The sequence below is a fragment of the Methyloceanibacter sp. genome (assembly GCF_050726195.1).
GTDB lineage: Bacteria > Pseudomonadota > Alphaproteobacteria > Rhizobiales > Methyloligellaceae > Methyloceanibacter.
Map to the genome: position 1 here is coordinate 156,897 of NZ_JBOHJC010000003.1, position 14,465 is coordinate 171,361.

At 66.7% G+C, this 14,465-nt stretch carries 10 protein-coding genes; 6 read left to right on the forward strand and 4 right to left on the reverse strand.

Annotated features, from left to right (window positions below; genetic code table 11):
- Positions 1-90 precede the first annotated feature (90 nt).
- The 3 genes from ACRECX_RS03235 to pip are packed head-to-tail and all read left to right on the forward strand — an operon-like array spanning position 91 to position 3,214.
- Positions 91-372, forward strand: coding sequence for a DUF4212 domain-containing protein (locus ACRECX_RS03235; protein ID WP_431557368.1), 282 nt, complete (start codon positions 91-93; stop codon positions 370-372).
- Positions 373-375: 3 nt separating this feature from the next.
- Positions 376-2,220 carry a solute symporter family protein gene (locus ACRECX_RS03240; RefSeq protein ID WP_431557369.1) on the forward strand — a complete coding sequence of 615 codons (1,845 nt, stop codon included), beginning with the start codon at positions 376-378 and terminating at the stop codon, positions 2,218-2,220.
- 13 nt (positions 2,221-2,233) lie between these two features.
- Positions 2,234-3,214 carry a prolyl aminopeptidase gene (gene pip / locus ACRECX_RS03245; protein ID WP_431557370.1) on the forward strand — a complete coding sequence of 327 codons (981 nt, stop codon included), beginning with the start codon at positions 2,234-2,236 and terminating at the stop codon, positions 3,212-3,214.
- Here the strand turns inward: pip and ACRECX_RS03250 are convergent.
- Together ACRECX_RS03250 and ACRECX_RS03255 are read right to left on the reverse strand one after the other, a co-directional pair.
- Complete coding sequence (locus tag ACRECX_RS03250) at positions 3,204-5,417, reverse strand: autotransporter-associated beta strand repeat-containing protein (RefSeq protein ID WP_431557371.1); 2,214 nt, start codon at positions 5,415-5,417, stop codon at positions 3,204-3,206. The two genes, pip and ACRECX_RS03250, sit on opposite strands and share 11 nt — an antisense overlap.
- Positions 5,418-5,774: 357 nt before the next feature.
- Entirely contained in the window at positions 5,775-6,209 is a 435-nt protein-coding gene (locus ACRECX_RS03255) for a secondary thiamine-phosphate synthase enzyme YjbQ (protein WP_431557372.1), read from the reverse strand.
- A gap of 189 nt (positions 6,210-6,398) precedes the next feature.
- On the opposite strand from ACRECX_RS03255, the gene ACRECX_RS03260 reads away from it, so the two are divergent.
- The 3 genes from ACRECX_RS03260 to ACRECX_RS03270 all read left to right on the forward strand — a co-directional run bounded on the left by ACRECX_RS03260 (position 6,399) and on the right by ACRECX_RS03270 (position 11,184).
- Positions 6,399-9,290 carry a peptidoglycan-binding protein gene (locus tag ACRECX_RS03260; RefSeq protein WP_431557373.1) on the forward strand — a complete coding sequence of 964 codons (2,892 nt, stop codon included), beginning with the start codon at positions 6,399-6,401 and terminating at the stop codon, positions 9,288-9,290.
- A 164-nt stretch (positions 9,291-9,454) separates the two neighbouring features.
- Complete coding sequence (locus ACRECX_RS03265; RefSeq protein ID WP_431557374.1) at positions 9,455-10,381, forward strand: sulfite exporter TauE/SafE family protein; 927 nt, start codon at positions 9,455-9,457, stop codon at positions 10,379-10,381.
- Positions 10,381-11,184 (forward strand): TIGR02186 family protein, encoded by an 804-nt coding sequence (locus ACRECX_RS03270; protein ID WP_431557375.1) that lies wholly within the window; start codon positions 10,381-10,383, stop codon positions 11,182-11,184. Before ACRECX_RS03265 ends, ACRECX_RS03270 begins: the two co-directional genes overlap by 1 nt.
- A gap of 3 nt (positions 11,185-11,187) precedes the next feature.
- Here the strand turns inward: ACRECX_RS03270 and pdeM are convergent, their stop codons facing one another.
- Entirely contained in the window at positions 11,188-11,913 is a 726-nt protein-coding gene (pdeM, locus tag ACRECX_RS03275) for a ligase-associated DNA damage response endonuclease PdeM (protein ID WP_431557376.1), read from the reverse strand.
- Positions 11,900-14,437, reverse strand: a complete 2,538-nt coding sequence (locus ACRECX_RS03280) for a ligase-associated DNA damage response DEXH box helicase (RefSeq protein ID WP_431557439.1) — start codon at positions 14,435-14,437, stop codon at positions 11,900-11,902. The genes pdeM and ACRECX_RS03280 overlap by 14 nt, the downstream gene beginning before the upstream one ends.
- Positions 14,438-14,465: the final 28 nt, after the last annotated feature.

Consider the following 14,465-nt stretch of genomic DNA (forward strand, 5'->3'; position numbering starts at 1 on the left):
CGTTTCGGCGGCAATTGCACTTAAAGCCCCGTTTGCAAGATCGTCCCTAGCTGCTAACTGCTTGGCGAGACTTTGACTTGGGAGGGGAGCGTGACGGCTGAGGCCCCCGAGATGGAGCACGCGGTCCGCGACCGCCATCAGCTGCGGACGCTGGCCGTCGCCATCACGACCGTGTCGGCCATGCTGTGCGCCGTGATCGGCACCATCGTCTACGCCGTCGCGCTCAACCGACTGTGGTTCCTGCACTTCCCGCTTGGCTTCTACCTCCTGGCGCAAGGACTCCTGATCTTCGCCGTGGTGGTGACCTTCTGGTACGTTCGCGTGCAGGAGCGGATCGACCATACGCGGAGCCTCACCGAGGAGGTCGGGTAGGCGATGAGCGCCCCGTCGCGTCAACGGACACCGAACCCGCATCTTGGCGCCTATTACGGCATCGTCACCAGTGCCTTCGTATCGCTCGTCGTCGTCCTCGCCATGCTCGAGCAGCTCGGCTGGAGCGAAGGCGCCGTCGCGCGTAACGTAATCCTGTGGCCGGTCGCGCTCTATCTCGTCATCGCCGTGGGGACGCGGACGCTCGACGTAGAGGACTTCTTCGCCTCGGGAAGGCGCGTGCCGCCGGTCTACAACGCGTTCGTGCTGGCGGCAACGGCGGTCGGCGGCATCGGCTTCTTCGCCTATACCGGCGCGATCTTCTTCCTCGGTTTCGATGCGCTCGCCATCGGCCTTGGCTGGACGAGCGGCTTCCTGCTCGCAGGTGTGCTGTTCGTGCCGTACCTGCGCAAGGCCGGGGCCTATACACTGCCCGCCTTTCTCGGCCAAAGGTTCAGGTCGCGCCCGGCGCGCATGGCAGCCAGCGTGTTGCAGGTGCCGCCGACGGCGCTGCTGCTCGCCGCGGAGATCAAGATCGCCGCCGTGGCGGCCTCGATGTTCCTGCCTCTGTCCTTCTCGCTTGCCGTGCTTTTGGTTGCGGCATTCGTCGCGGCGGTCGGCATTCTCGGCGGCATGCGCTCGCTCACCTGGACGGGGAGCGCTGAGTTCATCGCCGGCGCCGTGGGCCTCGCTGCGACCTTGATGGTGGTGTCGGTGCTGCTCACCAATCTGCCGGCGCCGCAATTCACCTATAGCGAGATGTTCGGCGCGCTGCAGAACGCTGAGACCGCGGCCGGCGTTTCGCCGGTGAGCCCCGGCGAGATCGATCCAGCCTTTCCGGCGACCGCGCCGACGCAAGCCGCCAAGCCCTTCCTGCAACCCTTCGCGGCCATCAACGAGCCGGGCTTCGTGGCGCTGTTTCTCTGCTTCACGCTCGGCACCGCGGCCCTGCCGAGCCTGCTGGTGCGCAGCGGCGTGACAAGCTCGGTCGGCGACCAGCGCCGGTCCACGGCGTGGGCGCTGGCGCTCGTGGCGCTGTTCGCCATCACGGCACCGTCGCTTGCGGTCTTCGCCAAGATGCTCGTCTTCCGCGACATGGCGCTCGACCCCACCGCCGGTTTGCCATCTTGGCTCGCGGATCTGAGCGGCTGGCAATTGATGGAGGCGGCAGACGGCGACGGCGACGGCGTCGTCCGCGCAGGCGAGCTCCTCATCGCGCGCGACGGCGTGGCGCTGGCGCTGCCGATGCTGGCGGAGCTGCCGTTCGTACTCACCGCACTGATGGCCGCGGCAGGGCTCGCCATCGCGCTTGCCGCGGCCGCCTCGCACCTCTTCACTCTGGCGGCGAGCCTTGCCGACGACGTCTATGGCGTGCTCGACCGGCGCCCCATCGCCCTGCCGAGGCTGATGGCGGCGTGGGCGGCGATCGCGGCCTGCGCGCTCGCCGCCGCCGTGTTTCTGTTCATCGCCGAGGTCGATGCGCTGCGCGCCGCGGTGACGGCCTTCGCCTTCGCCGCCGCGACGTTCTTCCCGGTCCTTCTATTGGCGCTGTGGTGGCCGCGCTGCACGGCATGGGGCGCGCTGGCGGCCATGGGGACCGGGTTCGCGATCCTGGTATTTTTCATCACGGCAGGCGCGTTCGGCTTGGGTGAAACCGTGGCGGGCACGAGCGCCGCCGGCCTGATCGCCGCCGCTCTTGCGCTCGGCGCCGGCGTTGGCGCAAGTCTCTATGGTCCGGCGCCAAGCGCCGCCGAGATGGCCTATTACGAAGAGATGCGAAAGCCCGAGGGCGAAGCCATCTTCGACCGCGCGCAGAAGCGTGCGGCGACGGCAAGCGCCGCGGAGCAGTGAGCGAGGCTCAATCATGGACCCGCAGCGAACGCCGGAGACGCCGCGCCTATCGCTCTATCCCGAGATCGTCCCCTACCGCACGGGGCGGCTCAAGGTCTCGCCCCTGCACGAGCTCTATTTCGAGGAGTGCGGCTCACAGACCGGCAAGCCGGTGGTCATGCTGCATGGCGGCCCTGGCGGCGGCATCAACCCTCTCATGCGCCGCTATCACGACCCGCGCCGCCACCGCATCGTGCTGTTCGATCAGCGCGGCTGCGGCCATTCGATCCCGCACGCCTCCATCGAGGAGAACACGACGTGGGACCTGGTCGCCGACATGGAGCGTCTGCGGACGCATCTCGGCATCGAGCGCTGGCAGGTGTTCGGCGGCTCGTGGGGCTCGACGTTGGCTCTTGCCTACGCCGAAACGTACCCGGAGCGGGTGAGCGAGCTGATCCTGCGCGGCATCTTCACGTTGCGGCGCGCCGAGCTCGAATGGTTCTATCAGGAAGGATGCAGTTGGCTGTTTCCCGACGCGTTCGAGGAGTACGTCAAGGTCATTCCCGAAGCGGAGCGCGGCGACATGATCGCCGCCTTTTACCGGCGGCTCACGTCCGACGATCCGGCGATCCAGGTCGAGGCGGCGCGGGCGTGGAGTGCGTGGGAGGGACGCACTCTGTCGCTCTTGCCCGATTTCGATCGGGTGCAGCGCTTTTCGGAAGATCACTACGCGCTCGCCTTCGCGCGCATCGAGTGCCACTACTTCATCAATGGCGGCTTCTTCGAGCGCGACGACCAACTCATCAAGAACGCCGCGCGGCTTAAGGCCATCCCTGGCGTGATCGTGCATGGCCGTTACGACGTGGTGACGCCGGTCAAGAATGCCTTCGATCTGAAGCGCGCCTGGCCCGAGGCCGATTTGAGGGTGGTCGCCGACGCGGGCCACGCCATGACCGAGCCAGGCATCGTGCACGAGCTGATCGCCGCGACGCGGGGCTTCTCCGCTACAGGATAAAGTCGCCTTTCACCAGGCTGCCGACGCCGACGAAGATCTCGAAGTCGGCCTTGCCGTCGCCGTTGGTGTCGCCCTGCACGATCTTCTTGTCGAAGCGCAATTCGCCGGCTTTCCCGGAGAACTCCTCGTCGCCGATGAACTTGAACTTCGACTTGCCTTTGATGGCGATGTCCGAGACGTCGATTTTGTCCTTCTGGCTGTGCTTAAAGTCGCGAATCTTGTCGCGGTTGGAGCCTTTGACGCTATCCTTGACGGAGTTGAAGTCGAAGATGTCGCGGCCGGCATTGCCAAAGAGCATGTCCTTGCCCTTGCCGCCCGTCAGCGCGTCGTTGCCGGCGCCGCCTTTGAGCGTGTCCTTGCCGCCGCCGCCGTCCAAAAGATCCTTGCCGTCGGCGCCCGTCAGCCTGTCGTTGCCGGTGCCGCCGATCAGCGTGTCGTTGCCGAGACCGCCGTTGAGCTTGTCGTTGCCGGTGCCGCCAATCAGCGTGTCGTTGCCGCCAAGGCCGGAGATGGTGTCATTGCCGCCTTTGCCGTCGATGACGTCCCTGAGATCGGTGGCGATGTGCTGGTCGAGAGGCGCTTGCGAATCGTTGATGATGTCGTCGGCGGCCGTGCCATCGATCCTGGCACCTTCACTGGTCAGCACCACGTCGTTGCCGTCGCCGCCCTTATAGCTGATGGTGAACAGGCGCTGGCCGATGGTGAACTCGGCGCCTTGCGCAAGACCCGCGAAGGTGCCTGACACGGCGAAAGCGCCGTCGTTGTCGATGATGACGAAATCGGTCCTAACGTTCCCGCTTGGGTCGAAGCCGTTGATCAGAGACCGCGCGAGCGTGGCGCCTCCGAGTTGGACGGTCCCGTTGACCTCGAGCTGATCGTATTCGGTTCCAACCGTCGTCCCGCCAAGCTCGACGGCGAAGGTCGATGCCGCCGCGAAGGCGATGGCGCCGGTATGGAGGATGCCGGCGCTGGCGCCGGGCGCGAGCGTGCCACCGGCATTCACGGTCACCGCGCCGGTCGTGCCGTTGCCGCCCAATGTGCCGCCATTGTTGACGGCCACGCCACTCGACGCGGCGATCGAGCCGTCCACCTGCAACGTGCCGCCGTTAACCGCGGTGCTGCCGGTGTAGAGATTGGTGTCTGAGAGGATCAGCTTGCCGGTGCCGACCTTGACGAGCGACCCGCCGACGCCCTGGATGGCGCCGCCGACTTCGGTGGAAAGATCGTTGCTGCCCACTGTGAGCTCGTTGCCGCCGAGGAGATAGGTCCCATCGCCCTCGATCGAGCCGGCACTGACTTTGCCGTCGCCGTTGGCCCCGGCCGTGGCGGAAAAGTCGACGCTGCCAGTCGCCGCGGTGATGAACTGCGCCTGGGCGCCGTCGCTGTTTCCGCTGAATGCCGTTGTCGCTCCGCCGCTGGTGGTGATGACGGCGCTGCCGGCGGCGCTGAAGTCAATGAATGTCAGAGTCGCATCGTTGGTGATTTCGGCGCTGCCGGCCGTGCTGAGGCCGCTGAATTGCAGAGATCCGCCCGATTCGTTGGTGATGCTGGCGTCGCCGGCCGTGCTGGTGGAGAGGAACTGCACATCGTCGTGGTTGGTGATGGCGGCGCTGCCGGCCGTGCTGTTGTCATGGCACTGCAGGCTAAGATCATTGGTGATGGCGGCGGTGCCAGCCGTGCTGTCGTCGTTGAACACAACGAACAAGGTGTTGCTAATGGTGGAGTCGCCAGCCGTGCTGCCGTTGAAGAAATCCATGAACCCGTCGTTGGTAATGACGGCGTCGCCGGCCGTGCTTGAGCCGCGGAAGTTTGCGGTTCCATCGGTGATGATGTTGGCTGCGCCGGCCGAACCGCCGTCGAGGAACTCCACGGTCCCAGAGTTGGCGAGGTCGGCCGCGCCGGCTGTGCTGGTGTTGGCGAACTCCAGGTTCCCAAAGTTGGCGATGCTGGCGCTGCCACCGGCGATGTCGATACCGGCGCCGGTGAAGTTGAAGGTCTGACCGGCAAGAAAGGTGAAGCTGTAATCCGCCGCGTCGGCATTGAAGGTCCAGCCGCCGACGGTCGTCGTTCCGACAAACGTGAGCGCGGCGATGGTCGATTGGCCGAAGAAGGCGGTCTCATCCGGGACAACGCCTCCGCCCCAATTGGTAACCGCATTGTAAGCGCCGTTACCGGGGGTTTCGAGCCAGGTTGCATCAGCCATTTGCGGTTCCTCCGGGCCCATGGAGGGGAAGTCGAGGGCTTCAACCAGAGAAATAAAACGCCGCTCTTATGGGCCTAATGCTGGACCGGATTACGTCTTGGCCGACGCGTTTATCACAGAACTAGTTTGCTCACGGACTGGATAAACATGACGCCTCTTGTTTTCTAATTTTGGCGTCAATGGAGTCAGGTAATCTTGCGGTTCTTATTGATGCTAAATAGCGACAATTATGCTTCTTTAGTTTCATTTGTCCGAGTTTGATCGGGAATAATTCTGTTGTGTCGCGATTTTTTGTTGAAGCTAGAGCGAGCTAATTGCCGATCTCAATCTAGAATCGACGCGCGCCGCCTTGCTGCGTCAGGCGCGGGCGACCTCGCCGATGAAGGAGAGCGCGACGTTGCGCTGATGCGGCGCGTCCCGGTGCTCGATCAGATAAACGCCCTGCCAGGTGCCGAGCGCCATGCGCCCGTCTTGCACCGGGATCGACAGGCTGACCGCGGTGAGCATCGCCTTGATGTGGCTCGGCATGTCGTCCGGCCCCTCCTCGGCGTGCGTGTAGGCGCGGTCCTCCGGCGCCAGGATCTCCAGCGCGTCGAGGAGGTCGCGGCGCACATTGGGGTCGGCGTTCTCCTGAATGGTGAGCGAGGCGGAGGTGTGGGACACGAACACGGTGAGGAGGCCGGCGTCGGCGCCGATGCCGTCAAGCCAGGCGGAGAGCGCGCGGGTGATCTCGACGAACCCCTTGCCGCGGGTCGGGACGGCCAGACTGTGGCTCGCCTGAACCAGGCCCATGGTTCCGCCTCCTCGTCTCGGTCGCGGGCGCGGTCTGGCGCCGTGCCCCTAACGCCCTGGAATTCGTCCCAGTTTAAGGCGCCGCTTAACACAAAATTTACTCGGGCTTGCCACCGTCATGCTGACCGCTTCGCGCGCCGTCTCGTCCGCACGCGGGCCCATAGCGGCGTCGACTCCATGGGGAACGGTATGGCTTCAGAAGCAAGTTGGCAAACGAGCGGCCGGGGCAGCGACGCCTTCACCACCGAACAGCCCATGGACCAACGCACGGTCGAAGTCCTGCTGCGGCGCCTCGTGGAGCGGGTCGAGGAGAGCGAGCGCCGCTACGGCGAGGCGCTCGACGAGCTTCACGCGCGGCTCGACCAGCTGTCGCAAACGGCCGAAGCAGCGCGGGACGCTGGCACGCCCGAGGACGCCGACACCTTCGACCGCCTGCACAGCCAGGTCAGCAATCTCGCCCGCCGGTTAGAACAGGACACGGCGCCGCTCGACGATTTCGAGCGCCTCGGCAAGGCGCTGACGGACAGCTTGAACCATGGCGCGACGGGCGAAGAGGCCTACGCCGCGGAACGCGTCCACGATACGGCAGAGCCGAGCCCGTTCGCGCAAGCGGCGATGGCGGCAAAGCGGCAGACCGGGTCCGAGCCCGGGCCCACGGCGGCCTATCCCGACTTCGGCTATGCGCCGGCCCCGGCCTACGGCCTGCCGCCGCTCGAGTCCGAAACGTTCGGCGAGGCGGCCGTCCTCGACAAGCGGCTGATGGAGATCGCCCAGCGGCTCGAAGAGTCGATCGGCACGGCGATGCCGACAGTCGCCATCGAGGCGCTCAACAGGAAATTGGACGACATCGGCAGCCAGCTCAGCCAGGCGCTCGGTAAGGCGCCGGCGGCCGAGGCGCTTGCGTATGTGGAACGCCAAATTTCGGATATGGGTCAACAGCTTGCCAAGGCCGAGGAGCAGCTCGGCAAGATCGGCGGCATCGAGGGCCATCTGCTCAAGCTGATCGAGCGCCTCGACGAGAAGCCGGCATCGCCGGCTCAGGCCGGGACCACCCCCGCGCAACTCCAGGAGATCGCAGGCAAGGCGGCGGCGGAAGCCGCGCGCCTCGTCGCCGGCGAGGCCAAGCAAAGCGGCGAGCGCCTCGACGCCATGCATCGCGACATCACGGCCATGAGTGGCAAGAGCCGCGAGTCCGGCGACCGTCTCGTCAAGACGCTCGAAGCCGTGCACGAATCGCTGAAGCAACTCGTGCAGCAGGTAGAGCGCGGCGCGCCGGCCCTCCAGCCGAAGCCGCGGGCGTCGCTCGCCGAGAAGACGCGCCAGGCGGAGGCGAAGCCGGCGACGCCCCTGGCTCAGGCAGGCGCCGCGGCCGGGCTCGCCCCGGCGGCTGAAAAGCAGATTGCGGCGAAGACCGGCGCGGGCGGGGAAGCTGCCGCCAAGAAGGAGACCTTACGCGACCGGCTTGGCGCTGCCATCCCAGACTTCGCGGAGACCGAGGTCCCGCCGCCGTTCGGGCGGGCGAAGCGCGCTTCGCCGGACGATGAGGCGGTCGATCTCGACGCGACGCAGCCGCGCAAGGCGCGCATGCGGGCCGAGACCAAGCCGGCCGCAGCCGACGCGAGTTTCGGCGACGACCTCGATGCGCCGGACGACCTCGTCGCCGCGGCGCGCCGGGCGGCACAAGCAGCGGCGCTGCGCGCCGAAGAGCGCAGCGGACGGCGGGGGTCAGGCTACCTCGCCGGCAGTTCCCCCGGCGCCGAGCAGACCGGGCGGCGCAAACGCTCCCTCCTCATGATCGCCGCGGCAGTGCTTCTCGCGCTCAGCGCGGCGCTGCTCTATGGCCGGCTTGCCTCGAAGCCGGATGAGGAGGTCACCGTGCCCGCCACCGAGGAAAGCGCGCCGGCGCCCGCAGCCGAGGGCACGACCGAAGGCGACGGCGCCGCCCCTGCCGGCGAGCCAGACAAGTCCGGCGCGTGGGAGGTGCTGCCCATCGACCCGGCCGACAACGCCACCCGCCAGGGCGCCACCACAGGCTTTACCGAGGTCGCCAAGTCGAAGGTTCCGCCGATGCCGGCCAGCGAGCTCTTGCCAGAGCCGCAACTCGCCTCGCTGAAACCCGACGGGCAGGCTGCGCTCCCGCCCGGGGTGATCTTCTCCATCGAGGACCCGCTTGCCGGAACCGAGCCCAACACACCCCCTCAGGGCGTCGCAGTCACGACGCCCCTCGCCGACCTTCCCCTGCCGCCGGACGCGCTTGGGACCAAGGCGCTGCGTGAGGCCGCCAAGGCCGGCGACGCCAAGGCACAATATGCCGTCGCCACCCGGTACGCCGAAGGCAAGAACGCGGTGCGCGACCTCAAGACTGCGGCGCAATGGTTCGAGCAGGCGGCGGCTTCAGGCCTCGCACCGGCCCAGTACCGGCTCGCCGCCATGTACGAGCGCGGTCTCGGCGTCGACAAGGACCCAGGCAAGGCCCGCTCCTGGTATGCGGCCGCCGCAGAGAACGGCAACGTCAAGGCGATGCACAACCTCGCTGTCAGCGTGAGCGGCCGTGAGGGCGGCGAGTCGGACTATGCGCTCGCCGCAAAATGGTATGGCGAGGCGGCAGCCTACGGTCTCGCCGATAGCCAATTCAATCTCGGCATTCTCGCCGAGCACGGCCTTGGCACCGCCAAGAGCCTTGAGGAGGCTTACAAGTGGTTCGCGCTCGCCGCCGCCAACGGCGACGCCGAAGCCGCCAAGCGGCGCGAGGTCATCAAGGTTCAGCTTGCGCCTTCCACCTTCGCCGGGGCAGAGGCCGCGGTGAAGGCTTGGAAGCCGAAGGAGGCATCGCCTGACGCCAACGAGGTGGCAGAGGAGCCCATATGGGTCGCCACGGCGCCCAAGGCCGAGAATGCTGCCCTCGTCACCCGTGCCCAGATGCTGCTCAACCAGCTCGGCTACGACGTGGGGCCGCCTGATGGGGTCGCCGGCGAGCGCACGCGAACAGCGATCAAGCTGTTCGAGCGCCGCAATGGCCTCGAGGAGACCGGCTCGGTCACCATCCCCCTCGTCACCCAGCTCGAGCGCCTGACGAGCTGAGCAGAAATCAGAATTCGGAAATCAGAAATCGGAAGAGATTTGGAGAGGAAGCCTGAAAAGGAGCCTCGACCTTCTGATTTCTGAATTCTGGCTTCTGTCCCCTGTTGACAGGCCCGCGCGCGGCGAACAGTTTGCCAGGGCTCACTCCTTCAACGCCCCGGCCGATGTTTCAGATTTATCTGCCTATTGCCGAGATCTCCGTGAACCTTCTGGTCATGCTGGGACTTGGCGCGGCGGTGGGCTTTCTGTCGGGCATGTTCGGGGTCGGCGGCGGCTTCCTGCTGACGCCGCTGCTCATGTTTTCGGGCATCCCGCCGACCATCGCGGTGGCGACCGGGGCCAACCAGATCGTCGCCACCTCGGTCTCGGGCACGCTGGCGCAATGGCGGCGCGGCAATGTCGATCTGCGCATGGGCGCGGTGCTCATCCTGGGCGGCGTGGTCGGCGCCATCATCGGCGTCCTGCTCCTCAAACTGCTGCGCGAGCTCGGACAGGCGGGCCTCATCATCTCGCTGACCTATGTGGCCTTCCTCGGGATCATCGGCGCCCTGATGCTGTGGGAGAGCGCCAGAGCCATCTGGCGCCAGCGCGCCGGCAAGACTCTTTCGGCGCGGAGGTCGGGCCAGCACAATTGGATTCACGGACTGCCGTTCAAGATGCGGTTCCCGCGCTCGCGGCTCTATATCAGCACCATTCCGCCGCTCGTGATCGGCGCCCTGGTTGGGCTGCTCGCCGCGTTCCTCGGCGTGGGCGGCGGCTTCATCATGATTCCGGCGATGATCTATCTGCTGCGCATGCCGACGAACATCGTGATCGGCACGTCGATCTTTCAGATCATTTTCGTCACGGCCATCGTCACCCTGTTGCACGCCACGCTCAACCAGACGCTCGACGTCGTGCTTGCCTTCCTGCTGGTGATCGGCGGCGTCATCGGCGGCCAGTTCGGCGTGCGCGCGGGCCAGAAGCTCAGGGGCGAGGAGCTCCGCGCGCTGTTGGCGCTGCTGGTGCTCGCCGTGGCGCTGCGCCTGCTTCTCGACCTCGTGGTCAGGCCGTCCGAGCTTTACAGCATCGTTCCGTTGGTGGGGGCGTGATGAAGACCGCGATCCGCCTGGCCCTCGTCCTTCTCGCGCTGTCATGGGCGCCGGCCATGGCGCAGCAGAAGGCGCCGGCCGCGCAAGACGAACCCGCCGACCAGGAGCAAGTCCAGTCCGACATCTCGACACGTGAGATCGCCATCCAGTCCAACTTCACGGGTATCGAGATCCTGATCTTCGGCAGTGTGGAATCGAGCGATCTGCAGCCACCCGGCAAAGGCGCCTACGATGTGATCGCCGTGGTCCGCGGTCCCAGCGAACCGATCGTCGTCAGAAAGAAGGAACGCGTCGCCGGGATTTGGGTGAACGGGCCGGGCAAAACCTATGGCACCGTGCCTGGATTCTACGCCGTGTTGTCCACGCGTCCGTTCAGGGCGATCGCGTCGGACGAAATGCTGAACAATCTCGACATAGGTCTCTCCGACCTCGAGTTCGGACGCTACACGAAGGGCAATCCCGAGGAACAGGCGTATCGCTCGGCCATGATCAGGCTGATGAAGCAGAAGAACTTGTTCCAAGAGCACGACGACGGCGTGAAGTTCATTGGTCGCAGCCTGTTCAGGGCAACCGTCGCGCTGCCGGTGAACGTGCCGACAGGCCGCTACTCCGTCGACGTCTATCTGTTCCGCGACGGCGCGGTGGCGAGCAAGAGCGAGGGCTCACTCGAGGTGACGAAGGCTGGCATCGAGGCGGTGCTCTACCAGCTCGCGTTCAAGCATCCGTTCGTATACGGCCTGTTGGGGGTGGCGATTGCCGTATTGGCGGGACTGGCAGGCTGGTACGCGTTCCGCCGCGACTAGCTCTTAGTCCGGCAGCAGCAGGCTGCCGAGCACCGGGTAGACGCGGTGCCGCCCCATCATCCAGGCCTCCAGCCGCGGGCGCGCGAAGAGCGGGCGGAAGGCCTGGTCGAGCACGTTGAGACCGCCGGCATAGGCGCCGAAGGCCGGCATCACCAGCCGGTTGCCGTCGGTGGCGAAGCAGCGGCGGCGGATCACAGCGCCGCGCCGGGCGATGCGCGCCACGGGGTGGAGATGCCCTACGATCTCCTTGGCCGATGGGGTTTCCGACGGCTCGTGGCGTAAGGTCACGCCGCACAGGGTGAGCGTGGCGCACACCGTGCCGCCGATGCTTGCCGGCAGGTGCGGATCGTGATTGCCGCAGATCCAGTACCAATCGCGCCCGCGCTGGAGCCCTGTCAGCAGCGCGAGGTCGTCGGCGAGGAGGTTCTCGGCGCACTCGCTGCGATGAAAGCTGTCGCCGAGCGCGACTACTCTGGCCGGATTGATTTTGTCGAGGATCTTGCCGAGGCGGCACAGCGTGCTGCGCGTATCGTAAGGCGGCAGCAACATGCCGAGCGCCGCAAACGCCGCGCCCTTCTCCAAATGCAGGTCGGCGACGAGCAGGGTGTCCTCCGCCTCCCAGTAGAGCGCGCCTGCGGCGAGAGGTGTCAGCACGTGGCCCGACACGAAGAGGTGCGAGCGAAGTGTCGGCGCCGTTTCCGGCATGAGGTCGGGCCTAGCGCGCAGCATGTTCCCCTAATGCCTCAGCGATGAGTTCCTCGGCGGTCTCACGCAACAAGCTCTCGCCTGCGTCGCCGGGGACGCTCTCGCGGCCGATCTCGAGCATGACCGGCACGGCGAGCGGCGAAACGTGGCTCAAGGCACTATGCCTGATTCGACCGTCGATCCGCTTCAGGAAATCGCCGAGGCGGTGGACGTCGATCAGCCCGGTGGCGGCATCGGCGAACGCCGCTTTCAGGAGAATGTGGTCCGGCTCGTGCTGGCGCAGCACGTCGTAGATCAGGTCGGAGGAGACCGTCATCTGGCGGCCGGTCTTCTCCTGACCCGGGTGGCGGCGCTCGATGAGGCCGGAGATGATGGCGCACACGCGGAACGAGCGCTTCATCAGATTGGATTCGGCAAGCCAGGCATCGAGGTCGTCGCCGAGCATGTCCTCGTCGAACAGGAGCGCGAGATCGAGACGGCCGGTGCGTACCATCTCGCTCATGTCATTGAGGCCCCAGATGGCGAGAGCGTATTCGTTGGCGACGAAGCCGAGCGGCGCGGCGCGAGCGCGTTCGAGCCGCCTTGTGAGCAGCATGCCGAGACTTTGATGGGCGAGCCGCCCCTCGAACGGGTAGCAGACGAGATAATGCCGCTGGCCGCGCGGGAAGGTCTCGATGAGCATCTCGTCGGCGCCCGGCACCACGGAGAATTCGGCCTGGATGCGGAGCCAGTCGGAGACCTGGGCCGGCAGCTTCAACCAACTGCCGCGCTCGGCCAGCATATGGCGGACACGATCGGCGAGATAGGTGGAGAGCGGGAACTTGCCGCCTTCGTAAGCGGGCACCTTGGGGTCGGCGGCGTGGGCGCGGGTGACGATGGCGTCCATCTCGCGCAGGCCCTCGAAACGCAGCACCTCGCCGGCGAACACGAAGGTGTCACCGGGCGACAGCTGCTCGATGAAATACTCCTCCACCTCGCCGAGCACGCGGCCGGCGGCGAGCATGCTCTTCGGCTTGAGCGCGCCGCCCTTGAGGCGGGCGAGCCGCACGCGAAGCATCGGCGCCTCGACGATGGTGCCAACATTGAGCCTGTATTGCTGGGCAATACGGGGATGGGCGATGCGATATTTCCCATCCGGCGTCCGTTTGAGCTTGGCGTAGCGCTCGTAATTGGCAAGCGCATAGCCGCCGGTGGCGACGAAGCTCACGATCTTGTCGAAGCCCTCGCGGGTGAGGCCCTGATAAGGCGCGGCGCTGGTCACCTCGCGGTAGAGCAGGTCCGGGTCGAAGGGCTCGGCGCAAGCCATGCCGAGCACGTGCTGGGCGAGCACGTCGAGCGCGCCGGGGCGCGTCGGCGGCGTATCCTGCGCCCCCTCCTCGGCGGCCTCGAGCGCCGCCTGGCACTCCATGACCTCGAAGCGGTTGGCCGGCACGAGCAGCGCTTTGCTCGGCTCGTCGAGCCGGTGGTTGGCGCGGCCGATGCGCTGGGCGAGGCGGCTTGCGCCTTTCGGCGCGCCGACATTGATGACGAGGTCGACGTCGCCCCAGTCGATGCCGAGATCGAGGGTCGAGGTGCACACCACGGCGCGGAGCTTGCCCGCCACCATGGCGGCTTCCACCTTGCGGCGCTGGCCGACGTCGAGCGAGCCGTGATGGAGGGCAATCGGCAGATTGTCGTCGTTGTAGCGCCATAGCTCGTGGAACAGCATCTCGGCCTGGGAGCGCGTATTGACGAACATGAGCGACAGGCGGTGCGCCTTGATCGCGGCGTACATCTCGGGCAGCGCATAGCGGGCCGAATGGCCGGCCCAGGGCAGCTCGGCCTCCGACCTGAGGATGGCGATGTCGGCCTTGGCGCCGCTCGCCGCAGTGACGATCTCGGCGAGCCGGGTCGCAGCCTGTCCGCGATTGGCGACGAGAAACGCGGCGAGCTCTGACGGCCGCGCCACGGTGGCGGAGAGGCCGACCGCAGTGACCTCCGGCGATAGGGTGCGGAGCCGTGCGAGGTCGAGGGCAAGGAGATCGCCGCGCTTGCTGGAGGCGAGCGCGTGCAACTCGTCCAGGATCACGCAACGGAGTTTGCCAAACAGCTCGGCCGCGCTCTTATGGGATAGCATCAACGCGATCTGCTCGGGGGTTGTGAGCAGAATATCGGGCGGCAACATGCGCTGACGCGCGCGGCGCGACGGCGGCGTATCGCCGGTGCGCGTCTCGAGCGTGATGGGGAGGCCCATCTCGGCGACCGGCGTGGCAAGGTTCCGCGCGATGTCGGTGGCGAGCGCTTTCAGCGGCGAGACGTAGAGCGTGTGGATGCCTGCCCTCGCCTGCGGCTTCGGCGCGGCTCTGGCGGTGAGATCGACCAGGCTCGGCAGGAAGCCGGCCAAGGTTTTGCCGCCACCGGTCGGGGCGATGAGCAAGGTGTCGCGACCGGCAGAGACCCGCTCGAGAAGCTCCAACTGATGGTCGCGCGGTCGCCAGCCGCGGGCGCGGAACCAGCCGGCGAAGGGCTCAGGCAGGATCGCGCGGGGCGGCGCGTCGTCCGCTTCCACAACCAGGCTTCGTCTCGCGCCCACCGTC